This window comes from Streptococcus sp. 343_SSPC (assembly GCF_001072385.1).
Taxonomy (GTDB): domain Bacteria; phylum Bacillota; class Bacilli; order Lactobacillales; family Streptococcaceae; genus Streptococcus.
Genome location: NZ_JVKU01000006.1, coordinates 1 through 15,578, shown reverse-complemented (window position 1 = coordinate 15,578; position 15,578 = coordinate 1). Strand labels below are relative to the sequence as shown.

At 39.6% G+C, this 15,578-nt stretch carries 27 protein-coding genes and 1 pseudogene; 4 read left to right on the top strand and 24 right to left on the bottom strand.

What is annotated here, in order from left to right; all coding sequences use genetic code 11:
• Positions 1–21: 21 nt before the first annotated feature.
• The 24 genes and pseudogenes from ADH27_RS00865 to ADH27_RS00755 all read right to left on the bottom strand — a co-directional run bounded on the left by ADH27_RS00865 (position 22) and on the right by ADH27_RS00755 (position 13,126).
• Positions 22–489 carry a phage terminase small subunit P27 family gene (locus tag ADH27_RS00865; protein WP_048714967.1) on the bottom strand — a complete coding sequence of 156 codons (468 nt, stop codon included), beginning with the start codon at positions 487–489 and terminating at the stop codon, positions 22–24.
• A gap of 216 nt (positions 490–705) precedes the next feature.
• Entirely contained in the window at positions 706–1,050 is a 345-nt protein-coding gene (locus ADH27_RS00860; RefSeq protein WP_048714966.1) for an HNH endonuclease, read from the bottom strand.
• Positions 1,051–1,292: 242 nt separating this feature from the next.
• Positions 1,293–1,742 carry an ArpU family phage packaging/lysis transcriptional regulator gene (locus tag ADH27_RS00855; protein ID WP_048714964.1) on the bottom strand — a complete coding sequence of 150 codons (450 nt, stop codon included), beginning with the start codon at positions 1,740–1,742 and terminating at the stop codon, positions 1,293–1,295.
• 572 nt (positions 1,743–2,314) lie between these two features.
• Entirely contained in the window at positions 2,315–2,494 is a 180-nt protein-coding gene (locus ADH27_RS10380) for a hypothetical protein (RefSeq protein ID WP_048714962.1), read from the bottom strand.
• A gap of 208 nt (positions 2,495–2,702) precedes the next feature.
• On the bottom strand, positions 2,703–2,957 hold the full coding sequence (locus ADH27_RS00840) for a hypothetical protein (protein ID WP_048714958.1): 255 nt from the start codon (positions 2,955–2,957) through the stop codon (positions 2,703–2,705).
• Positions 2,954–3,142 (bottom strand): hypothetical protein, encoded by a 189-nt coding sequence (locus ADH27_RS00835; RefSeq protein WP_048714956.1) that lies wholly within the window; start codon positions 3,140–3,142, stop codon positions 2,954–2,956. Before ADH27_RS00835 ends, ADH27_RS00840 begins: the two co-directional genes overlap by 4 nt.
• Entirely contained in the window at positions 3,139–3,543 is a 405-nt protein-coding gene (locus tag ADH27_RS09710; RefSeq protein WP_053091431.1) for a YopX family protein, read from the bottom strand. Before ADH27_RS09710 ends, ADH27_RS00835 begins: the two co-directional genes overlap by 4 nt.
• The gene (locus ADH27_RS00825) at positions 3,540–4,220 is read right to left on the bottom strand and encodes a DNA methyltransferase (protein ID WP_048715014.1); all 681 of its coding nucleotides are present in this window, start codon (positions 4,218–4,220) and stop codon (positions 3,540–3,542) included. Before ADH27_RS00825 ends, ADH27_RS09710 begins: the two co-directional genes overlap by 4 nt.
• Positions 4,221–4,243: 23 nt before the next feature.
• Positions 4,244–4,741, bottom strand: coding sequence for a DUF1642 domain-containing protein (locus ADH27_RS00820; protein WP_048714954.1), 498 nt, complete (start codon positions 4,739–4,741; stop codon positions 4,244–4,246).
• On the bottom strand, positions 4,742–5,047 hold the full coding sequence (locus tag ADH27_RS00815) for a DUF1372 family protein (RefSeq protein WP_082160959.1): 306 nt from the start codon (positions 5,045–5,047) through the stop codon (positions 4,742–4,744).
• A gap of 99 nt (positions 5,048–5,146) precedes the next feature.
• Entirely contained in the window at positions 5,147–6,793 is a 1,647-nt protein-coding gene (locus ADH27_RS00810) for an SIALI-17 repeat-containing surface protein (RefSeq protein WP_053091430.1), read from the bottom strand.
• Positions 6,790–7,217 (bottom strand): annotated as a pseudogene (locus ADH27_RS10505) (RusA family crossover junction endodeoxyribonuclease). Before ADH27_RS10505 ends, ADH27_RS00810 begins: the two are co-directional and overlap by 4 nt.
• A 236-nt stretch (positions 7,218–7,453) precedes the next feature.
• Entirely contained in the window at positions 7,454–7,873 is a 420-nt protein-coding gene (gene ssb, locus ADH27_RS00800) for a single-stranded DNA-binding protein (RefSeq protein ID WP_048714952.1), read from the bottom strand.
• The gene (locus tag ADH27_RS00795; protein WP_048714951.1) at positions 7,866–8,195 is read right to left on the bottom strand and encodes a hypothetical protein; all 330 of its coding nucleotides are present in this window, start codon (positions 8,193–8,195) and stop codon (positions 7,866–7,868) included. The genes ssb and ADH27_RS00795 overlap by 8 nt, the downstream gene beginning before the upstream one ends.
• Positions 8,196–8,197: 2 nt before the next feature.
• A complete protein-coding gene (locus ADH27_RS00790; RefSeq protein ID WP_048714950.1) occupies positions 8,198–9,226 on the bottom strand; it encodes a DUF1351 domain-containing protein in 1,029 nt (342 codons plus the stop codon).
• A gap of 9 nt (positions 9,227–9,235) precedes the next feature.
• Positions 9,236–9,991, bottom strand: coding sequence for a phage recombination protein Bet (gene bet, locus ADH27_RS00785; protein WP_048714949.1), 756 nt, complete (start codon positions 9,989–9,991; stop codon positions 9,236–9,238).
• A 174-nt stretch (positions 9,992–10,165) separates the two neighbouring features.
• Entirely contained in the window at positions 10,166–10,297 is a 132-nt protein-coding gene (locus ADH27_RS10465; RefSeq protein ID WP_275043234.1) for a hypothetical protein, read from the bottom strand.
• A 10-nt stretch (positions 10,298–10,307) separates the two neighbouring features.
• Positions 10,308–10,568 (bottom strand): hypothetical protein, encoded by a 261-nt coding sequence (locus tag ADH27_RS00780; RefSeq protein WP_048714947.1) that lies wholly within the window; start codon positions 10,566–10,568, stop codon positions 10,308–10,310.
• Positions 10,568–10,828 carry a hypothetical protein gene (locus ADH27_RS00775; RefSeq protein WP_048714946.1) on the bottom strand — a complete coding sequence of 87 codons (261 nt, stop codon included), beginning with the start codon at positions 10,826–10,828 and terminating at the stop codon, positions 10,568–10,570. The genes ADH27_RS00780 and ADH27_RS00775 overlap by 1 nt, the downstream gene beginning before the upstream one ends.
• 226 nt (positions 10,829–11,054) lie before the next feature.
• Positions 11,055–11,408, bottom strand: coding sequence for a DNA-binding protein (locus ADH27_RS00770; protein ID WP_048714944.1), 354 nt, complete (start codon positions 11,406–11,408; stop codon positions 11,055–11,057).
• Positions 11,409–11,417: 9 nt separating this feature from the next.
• Entirely contained in the window at positions 11,418–11,567 is a 150-nt protein-coding gene (locus ADH27_RS10305) for a BOW99_gp33 family protein (protein ID WP_193389708.1), read from the bottom strand.
• Positions 11,564–12,073 (bottom strand): HNH endonuclease, encoded by a 510-nt coding sequence (locus tag ADH27_RS00765; protein ID WP_048714942.1) that lies wholly within the window; start codon positions 12,071–12,073, stop codon positions 11,564–11,566. Before ADH27_RS00765 ends, ADH27_RS10305 begins: the two co-directional genes overlap by 4 nt.
• 74 nt (positions 12,074–12,147) lie before the next feature.
• Entirely contained in the window at positions 12,148–12,876 is a 729-nt protein-coding gene (locus ADH27_RS00760) for a phage antirepressor KilAC domain-containing protein (RefSeq protein WP_048714941.1), read from the bottom strand.
• Between the two features lie 19 nt (positions 12,877–12,895).
• Complete coding sequence (locus tag ADH27_RS00755; RefSeq protein ID WP_048714939.1) at positions 12,896–13,126, bottom strand: helix-turn-helix transcriptional regulator; 231 nt, start codon at positions 13,124–13,126, stop codon at positions 12,896–12,898.
• Between the two features lie 161 nt (positions 13,127–13,287).
• On the opposite strand from ADH27_RS00755, the gene ADH27_RS09725 reads away from it, so the two are divergent.
• The 4 genes from ADH27_RS09725 to ADH27_RS00735 form a co-directional block, all read left to right on the top strand.
• Entirely contained in the window at positions 13,288–13,665 is a 378-nt protein-coding gene (locus ADH27_RS09725) for a helix-turn-helix domain-containing protein (RefSeq protein ID WP_065426889.1), read from the top strand.
• Positions 13,643–14,746: an ImmA/IrrE family metallo-endopeptidase gene (locus ADH27_RS00745; RefSeq protein ID WP_239681762.1), complete on the top strand. Its 1,104-nt coding sequence runs from the start codon at positions 13,643–13,645 to the stop codon at positions 14,744–14,746. The genes ADH27_RS09725 and ADH27_RS00745 overlap by 23 nt, the downstream gene beginning before the upstream one ends.
• A 45-nt stretch (positions 14,747–14,791) precedes the next feature.
• Positions 14,792–15,097, top strand: a complete 306-nt coding sequence (locus ADH27_RS00740) for a hypothetical protein (protein WP_048714937.1) — start codon at positions 14,792–14,794, stop codon at positions 15,095–15,097.
• Positions 15,098–15,233: 136 nt separating this feature from the next.
• Positions 15,234–15,578 (top strand): recombinase family protein (locus ADH27_RS00735; protein WP_048714935.1); only part of this gene is annotated, 345 nt, incomplete at its 3' end.

The window sequence follows — 15,578 nt, the reverse complement described above, 5'->3', positions numbered from 1 at the left end:
TAAAAAAAATTATTCCATCATCTACCCACCAAACTTATCAAATATACTAGTTTTCTTCTCTTCCACTTGCGGAACATACAACTTCATTCGACTGTCCACGGTTAAACCAAGTTGCGATGCCGCTCGTGTTAAATTTGTAGTTGCACGTTCCAAGCTGTATAGCATTTTATTCGGCAAGACTTTGCCACTTTCTGTTTCATAAACATACCCCTCTTTCTGCAATCCACGAGATATTTCTTTATAGACCGCATACCACGTACAGTATGTCTCCAAAACTGCACGATCCAGGTTTCTGAGGGGTAGCTTTCGCAAATCATCAATTACACGCTTGTATTCTGCTTTTGCAATTGCGTCAAAGTGTTTTGGCGGTGTGATCTGCAATGCGTCTAAACCATCAGAAGCCTTATCTTGAATGGTTTTTCTGGCAATTTTTTCTTCTTTTGTCAAATGACTTTTGGTAGCCTCGACTATCTTCATTTTTCTTCCCAAAGTTGACACCTCCTTTCATATTTTTTACCTTTTTATGCAGTTTCAAGATTTTAAAAACGGAAAATATCGTACAGAAGAGGGCAGCGTCCTAGTAAAACAAACGAATATACCCCCGTATTTTTAAAGTTGGGGCTAAATCCGAACATTAACACCCAGTCGCACGTAAAACATTAACCATTTACCTTGTAAACCACATATAGAATATATTACATAACTTTATTTATCTAGTAGATTATTACGTTCAAGAATTGCTCTTCTATCATTACATCTCTTGCAAGAAGCTTTCAAGTTCTTTCTATCCAACCTCTTAGACCAATCACGCTTGATAGGAACGTAGTGATCCGTCATCGTAGCTTCTCCACCACAATACTCACATACATAATTATTTTCTAGCAATACAATCTTAGATGTTTCTATCCAGACTTTGGAATTATAGAATGCTTTAACCTCTTTGTCGTACTTCCAACGATTGCGATTAAACTCTCTATACTCATCTTGTCTTGAGCCATAATCGGTCAGCACACGTTTACCACGTTGCATTGATAATTTCTGTGGTCTCACGCCTTATAACCTCCATAAAATGCGCAAAATAAAAAACCAGATGCAATCTGGTCTAGTTGTACTAATCAAAAAGGCAAGGTAATCCGTAACATGAAAAAAATTAACTAATAATTCATAAGTAGATACAAAAAAATAGTTTAACTGGAGTTATTCAGCCGTCGTGTGTGTGTTGTTTTTACATTTCCTTGCCTGATACCATAATACCACGTTAATCGGTCTATTGTCTCCCACAAATCTCCCAATTATCTCCCACAAATCTCCCAATTATCTCCCAAATTAAAGACAAGCAACTCCCCGCCCTTATACGCTTCCGCAAATTCAAATAGTGCTTGGTCCAGTAGCCGATAGTATTCACTAGATGAGTAGCCCAAAGCTGGGTAGATTTCCTTGTCTTGCTTAAATCTCAATCGGCAATATCTTTCAACTAAAATTTGTGAAAGATTAGCATCCGATAACCGGTTTATAGCTTCTGCAATATGTTCTAGTTCTTGTTGGGCACTGACCCGTCTTAATACTATATTTTCAGTTTGTTTGCTCGGAGATCCTGGAGCACTCTTTGGCTCTAGCGAGTATGTAGCTGTAACCTTAGGGCTATATTCCTCCCCAGCGATACGCAAGTAATTTCTGTATCTTTTGAGCGTGCGATTGGCATTCTCCTTTGTTTTATTTTTTAATAGCTCGTTAAAAAACATCTATTCTCTTTCTCTCCCTTGAAAATCAAGCGTACCAAGGGCTAATGGTCTGCCTGATTGTTTTTGAATTATCATGATTTTTTTATGTTGTATTTAGATTTATGAATTAAGAGAGGCATCTCCTTTCTCTTTATTTAGCCCTTTAACCCCTCGGCTGGTAATGCTCCAGCGACTTTCCACGGTCCCGCTTCGGCGAGGGGTGGCATACGGTCAGATGCCAAGTGATGATAGAAACACGTTTAGAAAGATACTCCTTTTTATTTTATAGTTGACCGTAGTAGCGCGAGCGTTAAGAGTAAAACCAAAGTTTAATTATTGGTCTTCTCGCACTGTATGACTTGCTATCCTTCCACAAATAGCAAGCCTAGCACATTACCGCTTTAGTGCTGATGATCTGATATCGAATTAGAAAATACTTTCTATGTTTATTTTTGCGGTATGACCTTGCGACCTATGACAATCGCAAAGCCTTGTCTTTCTGCCACTCTAAGACTGATATTCTATTTGTAAAAAGAAAGCTTTTCCTTTTTATTTATTTTCGTGGCATATAACTGTAAAGGGAATTGCACCCTTTACAGCCCAGATAGTTCCTCAATCTGCCTATCTAAATCTTTGATTTTTCTACGCAACCACTCACGGTTAGCAGTAGCATTTTGCTTTCCAACTTTCTCGCACAATTCACGGTATGCGGTCTTATCTTCTAGCCTACGTTGGTACTTATTGCGTGTGGTTACTAGTTCCTCTAAACTCATCAATCTTCCTCGATTTTAATCAAATTCAACCCGTTAGGATTTCGTTTTAAGTGTGATGCGTAGCTGTATCTTTTTATTGTTCTAACTTCTATGCCCATTTCTTTGGCAATCTGCTCGACTGTTCCGCAAGTGATAAAATCATCACCTCGATAGAGAGCATAGTCACCTTGGAAAGTTTGGCGATGGTATGTCACTTTACACCTCCACTCTATTTGTTATACAGTGTTACATTGCTTGAGTGAGTGTAATATACCTCGCCATTTTCAAAAGTCACACGAATACTATCTTGTTTGTCATATTTTGCCCATTGCTTCACTTCACCTTCGACAATTCGTCCGTCAGCTAGTCTGATTTTTGCGTATTTGAAAGTAAAAGTTGTTCCAATAATATCTTTATTTCCACACCCTGATAGTGTTATAAAAGACAAACAAACAAAAACTGTAATTAATAATTTTTTTATCATATTTCTACCTCCTTCGCATCATACTGTAAGCATACGAGACATTCATATAGTCCTTGTGCTTCCCTCTTGATATTAATTAACGATTGATTTCCCAGACTATCAGATTTCTTGATAATTTCTATTTTTAAATTCGAAATTGCAATGATCAATTCTTTTTCTTTTTTTAAACTTTCATTATCTATCATTCTCCCACCTCCAACAATTCTGGATTTTCGTAGATGTTGCCGATGACTTTGAATTTTAAAAAAGTTGAATCGAGCAAATCATATAAAGGACTTTTTGGCACTTTAAACTCTCTATTAATTTCTTCTGTGACAAACATTGCTTTTTCTTGACTATAAGATACAACTTCAAGCCAACTATGCTTGTCTGTAACTTCTAGGATATCCCCCTCAAAAATCTCTTTGCCGTTTTTGTCAAATAAACCTGTGGATTGCATGAGATAAAGGTCGTTATTTAATATCCACTCCCCAGCCTCAAAATCTTCATCGTCTATCCAAATATTACCATCACAAACCATCACTTCCTCTGGTTGATACATACGTGTTGTTGAACCACTATCATATGCTCTAAATTTTGGAATCATTCCTCCACCTCCTCAACTTCAAACAAAGAAATAAGTTCAAAACTTTTTCTTTTGTATTCTTCAAGCCTTTTTTTTGCTTTTTCAAACATTATCGGATCTTTTTCAAATCCTACGTATTCAAACCCTGCCTCTTCAAATGCTATCAGACTACTAGCAGACCCTACGTGAGTATCTAGTATTTTATCCCCTTTTTTGGCATACTTCTGGACTAACAAACGGTAGAGGTTTATCGGTTTTTGTGTCGGGTGAATTCTGATTTCATTTAATTTTTTATTTCCTTGCTGAATATGACCTTCCGAAATTGATTTCCCTTGCATCATTCCATTCCACATATAGCGAAACAGTCGCGTACTATCATGCAAACTGCAGTATGCTAGCTCGCAATCAGAGAAACTAGAACGCCCATTTACTTTGTCCCAAACTATACGACCCGGGCCAAAAGGGTAATCAAAATAATTCACGCCAAAAATGATCTGATTTTTAGAAATTCTTAAAAGTTCATCAAAATATTCTTTGGCTGGCACTTCCCACTCTGATAATTCTTCATACAGTCTTTTAACACCTATTGGGCTATTTTTTCGTCCATAATACCTTCTTTTTTCAGGACCTGAAAAATAAGGCGGATCTACTATTGCTATATCGAAATAATTGTCTTCAAATTCGCTCAAATAATCCATGCAGTCAGCATTTATAAATGTCACTATTCCACCTCCTCAATTTCAATTCCCGGACAATTAAACACCCAGCCAAAACCTGCTTCTTCTAGTTCTTTGCGGGTGTGTTCTGTACGAAATTTTTTATCTAGTTTTATTGACGATAACGTCCAAGCGTTAAGGTGCTTAATCAAGGTTAAGTAACTATATGATTCTTCAATCCATTTAAACCTTACATAATACCGCTTCTCTTTATCGACCTCGTAGCCGTCAAGCCAAGCTCGAGCAAAGAGATCCATGTTGTCATCATCACCACGAAACCATTCGTCAAGATTTTTTCTTCCACTAATCGCGATTGAGTCCATTGCACCTAATAAATGATAATCTTCAAATTTTGCATGCTCAATCCAATCAGCCACAAATTGTGGGACTTGCACTTTTGGTTCATCGAGTTGTTTTAGTTTGTCTATCACACTTTTTGTTTTTACTGTTTCAGAAAACTTACTGACCCGTTCATAGTTTCCAATCAACTCCTGCTTATTCATCTAGTTTCCTCTTTTCTTCAAATACTCTGGTATTTCATCACCAACCTTGATGGCTTCGTACTGCTCCTTGGTCACTAGAAATTTACCATAAGCCCCTGCCGTGACTGTATAGCGCCCCTCTATGATTTCCTTGTCTGTGATTTGTCCTGCCATCATACCGCCAGCGTTATCCACGACATGGATGGTTATGGGCTGTTTTTTAGGCTGTGGATTGACTGGCGCCACGTTTCCAAACACTGCACCGACGACGAAGCACATCATACATAAGATTGTGGTAAAAATCAGTTCTTTTGTTTCGTCACTCATCACGCTTCCTCCGTGTTAGCAATCACTGCCAATCCAATGGCCCAAACGAGGGCCACTAGATGAGCAATGCTGATAAAAATTATTAGCATCATTTCCATTTTAGTCTTCTTTCTTCAACCACGATCCAACCAGCAGGCAAGATAATCCAAACAAGCTGATAACTACTCCAAAGTCTGACCCAGTTTCAGGTAATTGAGCTGGTGCACTATATGTTTCAAATGGTTCATCTTGTTTGACTTCTACCTTGTTCACCACGGACACCGTTTCCTTTTTGGTTTCTGTTTTTGGAGTTGGTGTGCTTGGCTTTTCTTCTTTTGGTTCTAGACTTGGTTTCACTGGCTCATCTGGAATTTCAAGCTCTGGCAAGTCCAAAACTGGCGCATCAAACGGTACAGTCCCAATAGGCTCTGTGTATTCAGGCTTTTCTCGTACCTCTGGAATACCAGGGATACCACCTTCAAATTCTGGCTTTTCGTGTTTTGGTGCATCAAATGGTACTGTGCCACCTTTCCACTCTGGAATATCTACGATAGGTGCGGGTGGTAAGAGCGGAATGCCTTCGATGTTGATCTCTGGTTTATCATACACGGGAGCTTCATTTGGCAATTCAAAGACTGGCTTGTTCTCACCTTTAGCATCACCACGCCCACCGACCAATACGGCACGGCTTGAAGATGTAGCCCCGTCATTTTCAGCTTTCAACTCAACCTTATTAGTTGGGTTCGTGCTTTCTTTGACTGCATTCGTGAGTTTGGTCTTATACCAGATGTAGACCATGCGGTCTAAGCGATCCATAGTGATTTCAAATCCATGCTCACTTTTAGCCATTGACTTAATCAAATCAAGAGCAGAACCTTTGTCAATCCAAGGTGTTACGCTGTCCACATAGTTTATGACAAAGTAGTCATCCACTAACTTCTGATTGTCGCTCATTTGGTCAATGATTTTAACGTAGTTTAGCAATCGCTTAGCGTAGTTCACACGAATTGTCCAGTTGATTGTTGTTGGGTCATCTTTGTCTTGACTGCCCCATTTAGAAATCAATTCATCCTTACCGATTTCTTGCTCTTTTCCGATGTTAGCAGTTACGACTGTACCATTGAAATTCACATTGACTGGTTTTCCACTCTCTACCTTGTCTGTCCACTTAGCATCTAATTTCAATGACATCTGCTTGTTAAGTGGATGCTCCTTGAAATAGTTGTTAAAGACAGTAGTCACCGTTTGACTAGCTGGGTCAGTCGATGCCTTGCCGACTACATTGTTTTCTGGGTTCTTCACATCAAATTCATAGCTAGTCTGGAAAGTGATTTCTTCTGGCAGTTTGAAAGTTACTTTGTCTCCCTCGTTGATAGGCATTTCATCTGGGAAATTGATGTCTTTGTACTCGACGGTAAAGCCTTGATATTTCCCGTTACCGTTTGACTGGTCAAGTTCAACTTTGGGGTTGTTGACCACGATTTCGCTTCCATTCTTCTCAAAAGTTGTAGTAGCGACTTCTCGCCTTCCAGACGGTTCATTGTTTCCCAGCGCGATTTCTGTAGTCGCTGTTTCTGTTGGTTCAGCTTCCGCTCCTGCTTGAGTAATCTCTCCCACTGTTTTTCCAGTGTCTTTGCTTCCTGCTGTAAGTTCTGTATGTTCCGCTGGGTTCGGTTGATCAATTTCATTCGCATGTACTCCTTGAGCTGTGATTGCTACTGCTGCCATTGTTGCTACTGCTAAAAGTGTTACTTTACCATTTTTCATTTTTGTATCTCCTGTTTGTCGATTTCTTCGATTTCTACCTCAATTCTAGGATTGAGGCTGTAAAATTTGCCTACATCATGCATAGCTATCTGACCATCGTCCTTAAAGACGACCCCTGACATGCTGTCATATAGTGACTTCTCATAGTTATCTATATCTGGCTTTTTGCCTACTGGAATTGTCTCATCCAGTAACCCCTGATGGTTCTTCTTCCGATTAGAGATATACTGAGGAGGTTCGATAAAAACCTCACCCGTGCCCTCAGAGCGCCCTCTAGCATCGGCTGACCTATGTACTGATTAGCGATGAGAAACTTGCACTGGTTCCGCCAGAGCTTCATCTCAGCCACCTCATAAGGCTTGCCAAATCGTGTAAATCTCGCCCTTGACTGTGGCCGAGGGTCGATATTTAAGACGAACTTCATTTTTTGCTCCTGTTTTTTCAAAAAAGTTTAGTTTGTAGTGGATAGACATCATCAAATGCGACGTCCAGCCTTTTGCAATCTTTCTGGATTGCTTCTGTGCAGATTACAAATCTGACGCCTCTCCGTGCTTTGTCAAAGTGAGGGTAAGTGTAGCCATCGTTTTCAATTTTGGCTATCACTTCCTTTCTTGACTTAGGCTCTAATTCTGCCCATTTTGATCATTCCATGACGATGTCCTAAAATGGCAAATCATCATCTGACAGATCAAGCGGATTAGCACCTCCAAATGGCGAATTATATCCATTTGACGGGTTGCTATTTTGGTTATTTTGGTTGTTGTTGCGTTTTTCCAATAAGGTCACGGTTTCAGCAATCACCTCATTAACATAGCGACGCTCTCCGTTTTTTTCGTAACTCCGAACTTGTAAGCGTCCAGTGATCCCAATAAGTGAGCCTTTGCTACAATACTGAGCAATGACGTCAGCTACTCCACGCCAGGACTGAAAGTTGATAAAATCAGCCTCCCGCTCGCCATTTTGGTTTTTGAAGTTGCGATTTACTGCCAGTGTACCCTGCAGACTAGATACACCGTTAGGTGTTTTGCGTAGCTCAGGCGCTGCTGTTAATCTTCCAACCAGCACTACATTGTTAATCATCTGATTTCTCCTTTTCTGGGTTTTTCCACCATTCGACCAGGTTATCCTGATTGTCTCTGATGTACTGCTCAAATCTTTCAAAGTGGACGATAGCATTTTTTAAGCGTTGCATACCCTCTCCAGCTTTTGAGCAGAAGCCACAAACTTTAAAGACAGGCTCAATCATGTCAATAATTTCTACGACTTGGCCATCAAGGTTCCAGACGCTATCCTCTCCCGCTTTAAAATCTAGGATAAACTCATCACCAAGATTATGGATGACTTGCAACCTCTTACCGTCTGAGTAGAGGGCTATGCTGCTTGAAATTTTTCTAATTTCCATGTCTACCACCCGTTCTGTTCGTTTAGCTCAGCTTGAGTCAATGGCTCAATACGTTGATAACCGCTGACCTGGTAATTTGTCTTATGTTCAAATCCTGCTTGAGCAAGCGCCACTTTGAAACGGTCCTTTTCATCCGTGCTTGTAAAATACACTTCAAGTGTCATTTTTTGGGTGTACCGTTTTGGCTCATTTTCAGCCCCTCTCAGTTCGTTTTGAGTATTCTGGGGGATTTGCCCACCGTCCAAGATTTCGCCCGTTTCTGGGTCAAAATTGGCGGCCTCCGTCGATTTTGGAGCTTGCTCCTCTTCTTTGGCTTCTTGAGATGCTCGAAGTCGCTCAGCTTGCTCTTGAGCTAGTCGCATTTCTGCTTTTTGTTTCTCAAAAACATAGTCAGATTTGATTTGCTCAAGGACTTCTACAAGAGTGAGGTCCCGTAGCATGCGGATGTATGGTTGATCAGTCATACCGTACTCAGCACATTGTCCTGAGATGGTTGCTTTTGCTTTCTCTAGCTGTTGCTGGCTCTGGTATTCAAATGTAACTATGTCATCAAGTGATTTCATTGTGGTTTTCTTGAGCGTCACGCCGTCAGCCATGAAGTCGCTGGCTTTGATGTATTCTGTAGCCTTTTCATCGAAAATTCGAGGATCTAGCATATACTCAGCCGATTTATTAGCTAAGTAGCTCTTGACTGTATCCAAGCGGACAGCTTTTTGGTGTTCTTCAAATTCCTTGACATCATTTGCGATCTTGTTGATGACATCGTCCATAGGCTCGCTGGTGTCCTTGATGTACTTATCAAATTCATCAGCTGACTGCGAGAGTTCACGCTTAATCTTAATGCGCTCATCAGAGACCTGCTTCTTCAACTTCCGCAAGTCTGCTAATACCTGCTTATCATCTTTGATGGTTGCAGCAGTCACCGTATAATCCTTATACTTGGCCACTACCTCGCTGATATTTTGTTCAAACTTCTCACGGTCAATGATTTCAACCTGTGCCTGTGTTACTTTTACTTGTAATTCTTGCATGTTGTCCTCCTAGTACTCTAGCTCACCATCTAGTAGCTCACCTTGGATTGCTTCTTCTACTAGTTCAGGTTCCGGATGAGTTGTTTCTTGCTCTTTGTTAAATTGCTCAATTTGAGCCATTTTGCGTGCTATGACTTCTTCCTTGCTCTCTTGAGGTTCTTGAGGCGTGATGTCCTTGATACGGTCAAATGTCTCACCTCCATCATCCTCAGTGTACATGTTGCTCAAATCCTCTGGAAAAGCCTCACGTAGAGCGTTGACTAGTGCTGTTTTACGAATCATAGTAGCTGGCATAGCGTTCCATGTGCTCTGTTTCTTGTCGTATTCCTCACGGCTTACGAAGATTTCAACGGGCACCTTGAAGTTTTTGCGGTAAACCCTAGCCCATCCACCGACAAGAGTATCACCAGGCAGCATGATAGCTCCTTTGCGTTCGTGCATGATACCATCTTCATCTACCGTGACCACTCCGGCCTCAAATCCCTCATAGTTTGGATTTTGCGCAGCACGTTTTAGAAACGCCTCTTTTGAGACAATCAAGCTGAACTCTGTCCCACCTATTTTCTTCTTGTAGGCCACGATGTAGACCTCATTTGCTAGCGGGTTCAGGTTGCGTCCTTTAATCAAAGATAAGGCTTGCCCTACTTGTTTTTCAGTCAGCAAATTCTGAGGATCAAAGTAGCGTTTGACATCTTGAAACGTCCACACGCTTGTATCTACTGCTATATCACGCTTTGCTTGCGTTGTTAATTGGTTGTTTGTCATCTCATTCTCCTTTGAGTTTTTTTTATGTTCCATATTTCACGCTTAAGACGGCTATTTCTTTTGTTTAGTGAGATTATTTTGTCTTGCTGTTCGTCTACGATTTCGCCCAAATTGTGGCAAAGTCTCTCATAGTACTTGCGCCAGTATGCATCGTCATGACAATTTACTTCCATATCACTCATCTCCTATGTATACCCAGCGTCCACCTACGCATACCCACTCATCAGGGTCATAGGTTTCACGCTGTGGCTCAGGTTGTAAGTAATCACGATCATAGTCAAAGGTTCCAAATAGTCCTCTGTCCATGTGAGCCTCCTTAGTTTTTCATATTCTCGTATACATCAATGAGGCGCTGTTGGACTGCCACTGTGTCAGCATAGCGCTGGCATTCATACCCTAAACGGATATTCTCTTCTGAGAGCTCTCGCATGATCGCATTTTGTTTACGCACAACTTCTTGTAGCTCTTGCACTTGAGTTTGTAGGGAACGGATATCAATCAAAGTCCCGCTGTGCCGTACTGGCTCATCTTCGTTGAAGTAGTCCAGGTTAAATAAGTTTTTGATCTTCTCTAACATTATTCGTCTCCCTCTTCGTCGTCATCTTCGTTAGCTAGATGTGCATTGATGGCTTGCTTTGGCGTTTTGCCGTCTAGCACGTCCTGGATAGCATGTGATACTTTGTGTATCGTGTCTAGCGTATTCTCTAGTATTGCTGTCTCTAATCCTTTGGAGCCGATGATGGCTAGTGTTAGCATCCCAGTCATTGAGATACCGTGTAGATCTTCTTGCAACTCTTGGATGCGTTCAATTGTTTTGATGTTGTCGTTTGTAGTCATTTTTTGTCTCTTTTCTTTTTTTATTTATAAGTACTAGTTTGTTGTTGGTTAGTACTTGTTATTTAGTTAGTGCCGTAGGCTTAGATTGTTATTAAGTTAGTTATTATTATTTATTAGTTATTATTAGTGTCGGATTTTTCAACTTTTGAACTTTACAACTTTGTAAAATTCAACTTTTGAACTTTACAACTTTGTAAAATCAGTAAGTTGTAAATAAAAACCGCTACTAACCTGTGGATAACTCTTTTTCAAGATTGTTTATCCAGTATTCCCAATAACTATCTGTGATTGGTACATCTTGAACTAATGGAAAGTTCTGGATACCTTTTCCCCGGCCAAAACTTTTGCGATAGATTCGGATATAACCAGCCTCTTTCAATTCCTCAAAAGCTGCCCTGTGAGCATCACGTCCATTCTTTGAACGTTTAGAAAGCTCATCAATATATGGGCGCCAAGTATCCTTATTAGACATCAGTACCAGCAATAACCCTTTAGCCTGTAAACTAAGCTCTGAATTTTGAGCCGAGTGGTTGTTTAGTTGGGTGTAGTTTTCGTTGGTGTTTCTGACTATATATTGCATACCTCATATTTAAGCCCCTTTCCGCTTGTTCATTCCTCGGATGATGTCATAGTAAGAATGACCAGCAGGGATGATATAGCCTGTAAGGTCGTCTAACTGTGATCCATCGGCCATGACATTTGAGATGCGTGGCTCCCATTTCTTTTTTACTGATTTCATTGTACGTACCTCCACTTATAGCCGTGCGCTAAGTTTCTACGGCCTTTAGCTACACGAACTATCAAAGATGAGGGCACCCCTGTTTCTAATGTAGCGTGTTTTATGCTTTTAAAAATTCTGATTGGTTCCTCGTCAGGCGATAATTGCAATACAGCTTTATAGCGACCAACACTTGACCTCTTTGTTCGGCTACCATGATTAGCATTTTCCTTATCTGTTGCCCATTCAAGGTTTCCAACATAATTATTTAACTTGTTTTCGTCAATGTGATTGACAGTCCTTTTATTTTCTATGTTTGGGATAAAAGCCTCTGCGACTAATCTATGAACCCTAAAAGATTTAGCTTTTTTATTCTTGTATAGATTTACAGTGAAATAGCCCTCTGATACGCTAGGCTTTAACTTCCTTGGCCGTCTGTCCCCGTCTCCGACTGTCCAAACATCACCGTGGTTTGATATTCTATAAAGTCCCTCATATCCCTTAATGTCTTTCATTTTTGTATTCATTTTGGTATAATTACCTCGTAAAGTATTTTTCTTACTCCCTCAATGGAATTGCCGTTCCTTGAGGGCTTTTTGTTTTAACCTGGTAGTAACTCCTGGTTAAGAAATTTATTGATAAAATACTGCTGCCCTTTGCCTGTAACAAGTGGCGTTTTGCTCACTGTGATGTGGCCGTCAGCATGTGTGATGCTTGTTTCTTTAACACGAATAAGACCCATTTCTACGCTCTTCTGTGTTGGCATGTTCCAATCACGTCCATTACGTTTGATTAGGTATCCATGAGCTCGTAACCAGCTAAACAAGCGAGTTGCTCCGATATCTACCCCGTTCTGCTTGAGTAGCTTAGCAAGCTCTCCGACCAAGATAGATGTGTGACTAGCACTGACTGCTTCTGCAAATAGTACCTTGGGACGGTCAGCCTTAATCTGAGCCTCTAGCTTGTGGACTTTCTGATCAGCCATAAGCAAGGCTCTTGCCATGATTTTTTCGGGGCTGTTGAAGTCTTTTTCTACTTGAATGAAGTATTGTCGGACTTGCTTGCCTCGTTCGGTTCGCTGGATCATAGCAATTTCTTTGGCCATGTCTAGCTTGATTACGTGGTCTACTTTGTTGTGACCTCCTCGGCCTGTTTGGTTTCCAGAATTGGAAAGCAAAACATAATCTTGATTTTCTACAAAACCATATTCAGTCATTCTGTCGAACCATGTTGTATAGTTCGAATTAACTCCTAAAGCTTCATGTAGTTGTCTGCCTGAAACTATAGGATCGTGTTCATCATTTAATGTAACTTTAATAATTTCGTTCATTAATTCTCTCCGTTTCTAATTATTGGGATGGTAGTTTCAGAAATTCCGAAACGTTGTCTAAAAAAATATCATCGACAGAAACGCTTAAAGCATTTGCTAATTTTTCAATTTTGTCATAGCTTGCTTTACGGAGTTTTTCTACATCGTTCTCATAACTCATGATAGTTCGAGATGTAATACCTGTCGCTTTCGCCAACTCTTCTTGCGTCATTCCTCGGAAACGGCGCAATGTTTTTAGTGTGTTTGCCATTTATAGCTCCTTTCTTGATCTTGATTCCATTATACACTTCGGTTTTTCCGAAGTCAAGTCTTTTATTTCATTTTTTTCGAAATATTTTTATCTTTTTATTTGTGTGTGTTCGGAAAAAGTGATATTATATAGTAAAGGAAACACGAAGGAGATTTCACACCATGGAACAAAAACAAAACTATTTTGCTTCCAATCTTAAACTTTTGCGTCAAAAATATAAAATGGAGCAGATTGACCTAGCTAACAGATTAGGTAGAAAAAGCTCCTCTTCCGTTAGTGAATGGGAAAAAGGGAAATATACTCCAAAAGCTGGGGTATTAAACGATATCGCCAAAATCTTTAATATTTCACTATCTGAATTAATGACAAAAGATTTATCTAAACCATCAGAAGATGAAACTGAAACTCCTCAATTTAGAGCAATTCAGCGCAAGGCTAAATCTTTAAGTGTTGAAGACCAAGAGAGATTGATCCAGCTAATGCAACTGACATTCCAAGATGTGCTGGGTGGAGGTGATGAAGACGATCACAATTTCTAATAATATTAATTACAAAGAAATTAAAGAATCAGCTTATGATTTTTTAGATAAATATAGCAATGGCCGTTTGCCGATTAATCTTTTAGATATTATAAACAAAATTGATAATCTCCACTTGATGAAATACACAAGGTTCGCTCATGATAGGAAGCTTAAATTAAAAGAGGTTTGTGAACTTTTACAAAGCGAAGACGGCGCTTTGTGGTATCAGACGGTGACGGATACTTATATACTGCTTTACAACGATACAGTAACAAACAAAGAAAGAATTAGATTTACCATTGCTCATGAGTTAGGGCATTATGTACTAAAACACAATGAAAAAACAGAAAAAACCATATTGTCTCGATATAATCTAACAGAGGACGAGTATAACACTTTTGAAAAAGAAGCGAATTTTTTCGCAAAGCATTTGCTCGTCCCGTTCCCTGTATTGGGAAACTATAATATGTTTTTCCATCGAATGGATGCCCGTTTTATTCGTACTGTATTTCAAGTTTCATATTCTGTAGCGAGTTATGTCATTGACAATTTAAAATCTATGAGTAGTTTCGGTCTTGTTAAGGATGGACATAACGTTGAGAGTCGTTTCGCAAAATATATCGACACCTCTCAATCAACAAGGATTTGCCAAACTTGTTACAGCAAAATCAATAGAAAATCTAATTATTGTCACATATGTTCTGCGGAACAACATAAAGGGTCTAGTACGTTAGATGCTTACTTAGATAATAGAGAAAGAGAAGAGGGACGTATGCGTTATTATAAATATGCCTTGGATGAAGACGGCTTCCCAAATTCCTGTCCTCGATGTGGGAATGAGGAATTGAACGGTTGCATATTTTGTAATGTCTGCGGTATTTACATAAGAAATATTTGCCTGGGAGACTGCGGAGATAATTATGATGCTTGGGGGCATTTAATCCCTATACAAGATCAATTAGAAAAAGGTTGTGGTAAATCATTAGCGGGAAATTCTCGATACTGTCCAGATTGTGGCGGTAAGTCATCTTATTTTTTTCAAAGCTTATTAAAGAGTTGGGACATTGAAAAAAAGGAGAGCGAAGAGCTTCCGTTTTGACATATTATCTACACTTACATGTCACTAATTAGTTAGGAGATTATTATGGATTTAGAAAACACTAAATTAAGAATAAAATGTAATCATTGTGGTAACCATATCATTTTGACTTACCACACTATCAAATGCCCAAAGTGTGGCACATCGTATGATCCAGAGGAAGTAAAACAAATCTTCCATAATTATGAAAGCAATGTAGAAAATAGCAAGGCTACACAAGTAGGTAACGCTCTTACTGGTGCTGGCGAAGCTATGCAAGGTTGCGGGCAAGTTGTTGGTGGTTTAGGTTGTCTAATCATCATCATCTTTTTACTAATTCCACTATTACAATTTATTTTTAGTTTAATGTAAATAAAAAAAGCCCCACGCTCTCAAGTTTGGCGACTCCGAGCGTGAGGTTTGAAAAGATAAAGAAAGGATTTCAAAATGTTTATTTTGAAAAGGGTCTTTCTGTACTCTATTTTATCAGAAATGGAGTATAAAGACAATGAATGAAATTAATAAAGTGGCTCTATATGTACGAGTTTCAACTACTGCCCAGTTAGAAGAGGGCTACTCAATCGAAGAACAAAAGGCAAAACTAGAAAGCTACTGCGATATAAAAGACTGGCACGTTTACAAGGTATATACAGATGGAGGCTTCTCTGGCTCAACTACTGACCGGCCAGCACTAGAGCAATTGATAAAAGATGCCCAGAACAAGCTATTTGACACAGTATTAGTATATAAGCTGGACCGATTGAGCCGGAGCCAAAAGGACACGCTCTACTTGATAGAAGATATCTTTTTAAAGAAAAATATTGAGTTCGTAAGCCTGCTAGAAAACTTCGAC

Coding starts and splice junctions, on each gene's coding strand:
- ADH27_RS00770 (WP_048714944.1), bottom strand. CDS start 11,408: ATGCAATATATAGTCAGAAACACCAACGAAAACTACACCCAACTAAAC.
- ADH27_RS10380 (WP_048714962.1), bottom strand. CDS start 2,494: ATGAGTTTAGAGGAACTAGTAACCACACGCAATAAGTACCAACGTAGG.
- ADH27_RS00765 (WP_048714942.1), bottom strand. CDS start 12,073: ATGAATACAAAAATGAAAGACATTAAGGGATATGAGGGACTTTATAGA.
- ADH27_RS00780 (WP_048714947.1), bottom strand. CDS start 10,568: ATGTTAGAGAAGATCAAAAACTTATTTAACCTGGACTACTTCAACGAA.
- ADH27_RS00775 (WP_048714946.1), bottom strand. CDS start 10,828: ATGACTACAAACGACAACATCAAAACAATTGAACGCATCCAAGAGTTG.
- ADH27_RS00745 (WP_239681762.1), top strand. CDS start 13,643: ATGAAGACGATCACAATTTCTAATAATATTAATTACAAAGAAATTAAA.
- ADH27_RS00840 (WP_048714958.1), bottom strand. CDS start 2,957: ATGATAAAAAAATTATTAATTACAGTTTTTGTTTGTTTGTCTTTTATA.
- ADH27_RS09725 (WP_065426889.1), top strand. CDS start 13,288: ATGGAACAAAAACAAAACTATTTTGCTTCCAATCTTAAACTTTTGCGT.
- ssb (WP_048714952.1), bottom strand. CDS start 7,873: ATGATTAACAATGTAGTGCTGGTTGGAAGATTAACAGCAGCGCCTGAG.
- ADH27_RS00760 (WP_048714941.1), bottom strand. CDS start 12,876: ATGAACGAAATTATTAAAGTTACATTAAATGATGAACACGATCCTATA.
- ADH27_RS00825 (WP_048715014.1), bottom strand. CDS start 4,220: ATGGATTATTTGAGCGAATTTGAAGACAATTATTTCGATATAGCAATA.
- ADH27_RS00810 (WP_053091430.1), bottom strand. CDS start 6,793: ATGAAAAATGGTAAAGTAACACTTTTAGCAGTAGCAACAATGGCAGCA.
- ADH27_RS00835 (WP_048714956.1), bottom strand. CDS start 3,142: ATGATAGATAATGAAAGTTTAAAAAAAGAAAAAGAATTGATCATTGCA.
- ADH27_RS10465 (WP_275043234.1), bottom strand. CDS start 10,297: ATGGACAGAGGACTATTTGGAACCTTTGACTATGATCGTGATTACTTA.
- ADH27_RS00820 (WP_048714954.1), bottom strand. CDS start 4,741: ATGAATAAGCAGGAGTTGATTGGAAACTATGAACGGGTCAGTAAGTTT.
- ADH27_RS00755 (WP_048714939.1), bottom strand. CDS start 13,126: ATGGCAAACACACTAAAAACATTGCGCCGTTTCCGAGGAATGACGCAA.
- ADH27_RS00740 (WP_048714937.1), top strand. CDS start 14,792: ATGGATTTAGAAAACACTAAATTAAGAATAAAATGTAATCATTGTGGT.
- ADH27_RS10305 (WP_193389708.1), bottom strand. CDS start 11,567: ATGAAATCAGTAAAAAAGAAATGGGAGCCACGCATCTCAAATGTCATG.
- ADH27_RS09710 (WP_053091431.1), bottom strand. CDS start 3,543: ATGATTCCAAAATTTAGAGCATATGATAGTGGTTCAACAACACGTATG.
- ADH27_RS00790 (WP_048714950.1), bottom strand. CDS start 9,226: ATGCAAGAATTACAAGTAAAAGTAACACAGGCACAGGTTGAAATCATT.
- ADH27_RS00815 (WP_082160959.1), bottom strand. CDS start 5,047: ATGAGTGACGAAACAAAAGAACTGATTTTTACCACAATCTTATGTATG.
- ADH27_RS00795 (WP_048714951.1), bottom strand. CDS start 8,195: ATGGAAATTAGAAAAATTTCAAGCAGCATAGCCCTCTACTCAGACGGT.
- bet (WP_048714949.1), bottom strand. CDS start 9,991: ATGACAAACAACCAATTAACAACGCAAGCAAAGCGTGATATAGCAGTA.
- ADH27_RS00855 (WP_048714964.1), bottom strand. CDS start 1,742: ATGTTTTTTAACGAGCTATTAAAAAATAAAACAAAGGAGAATGCCAAT.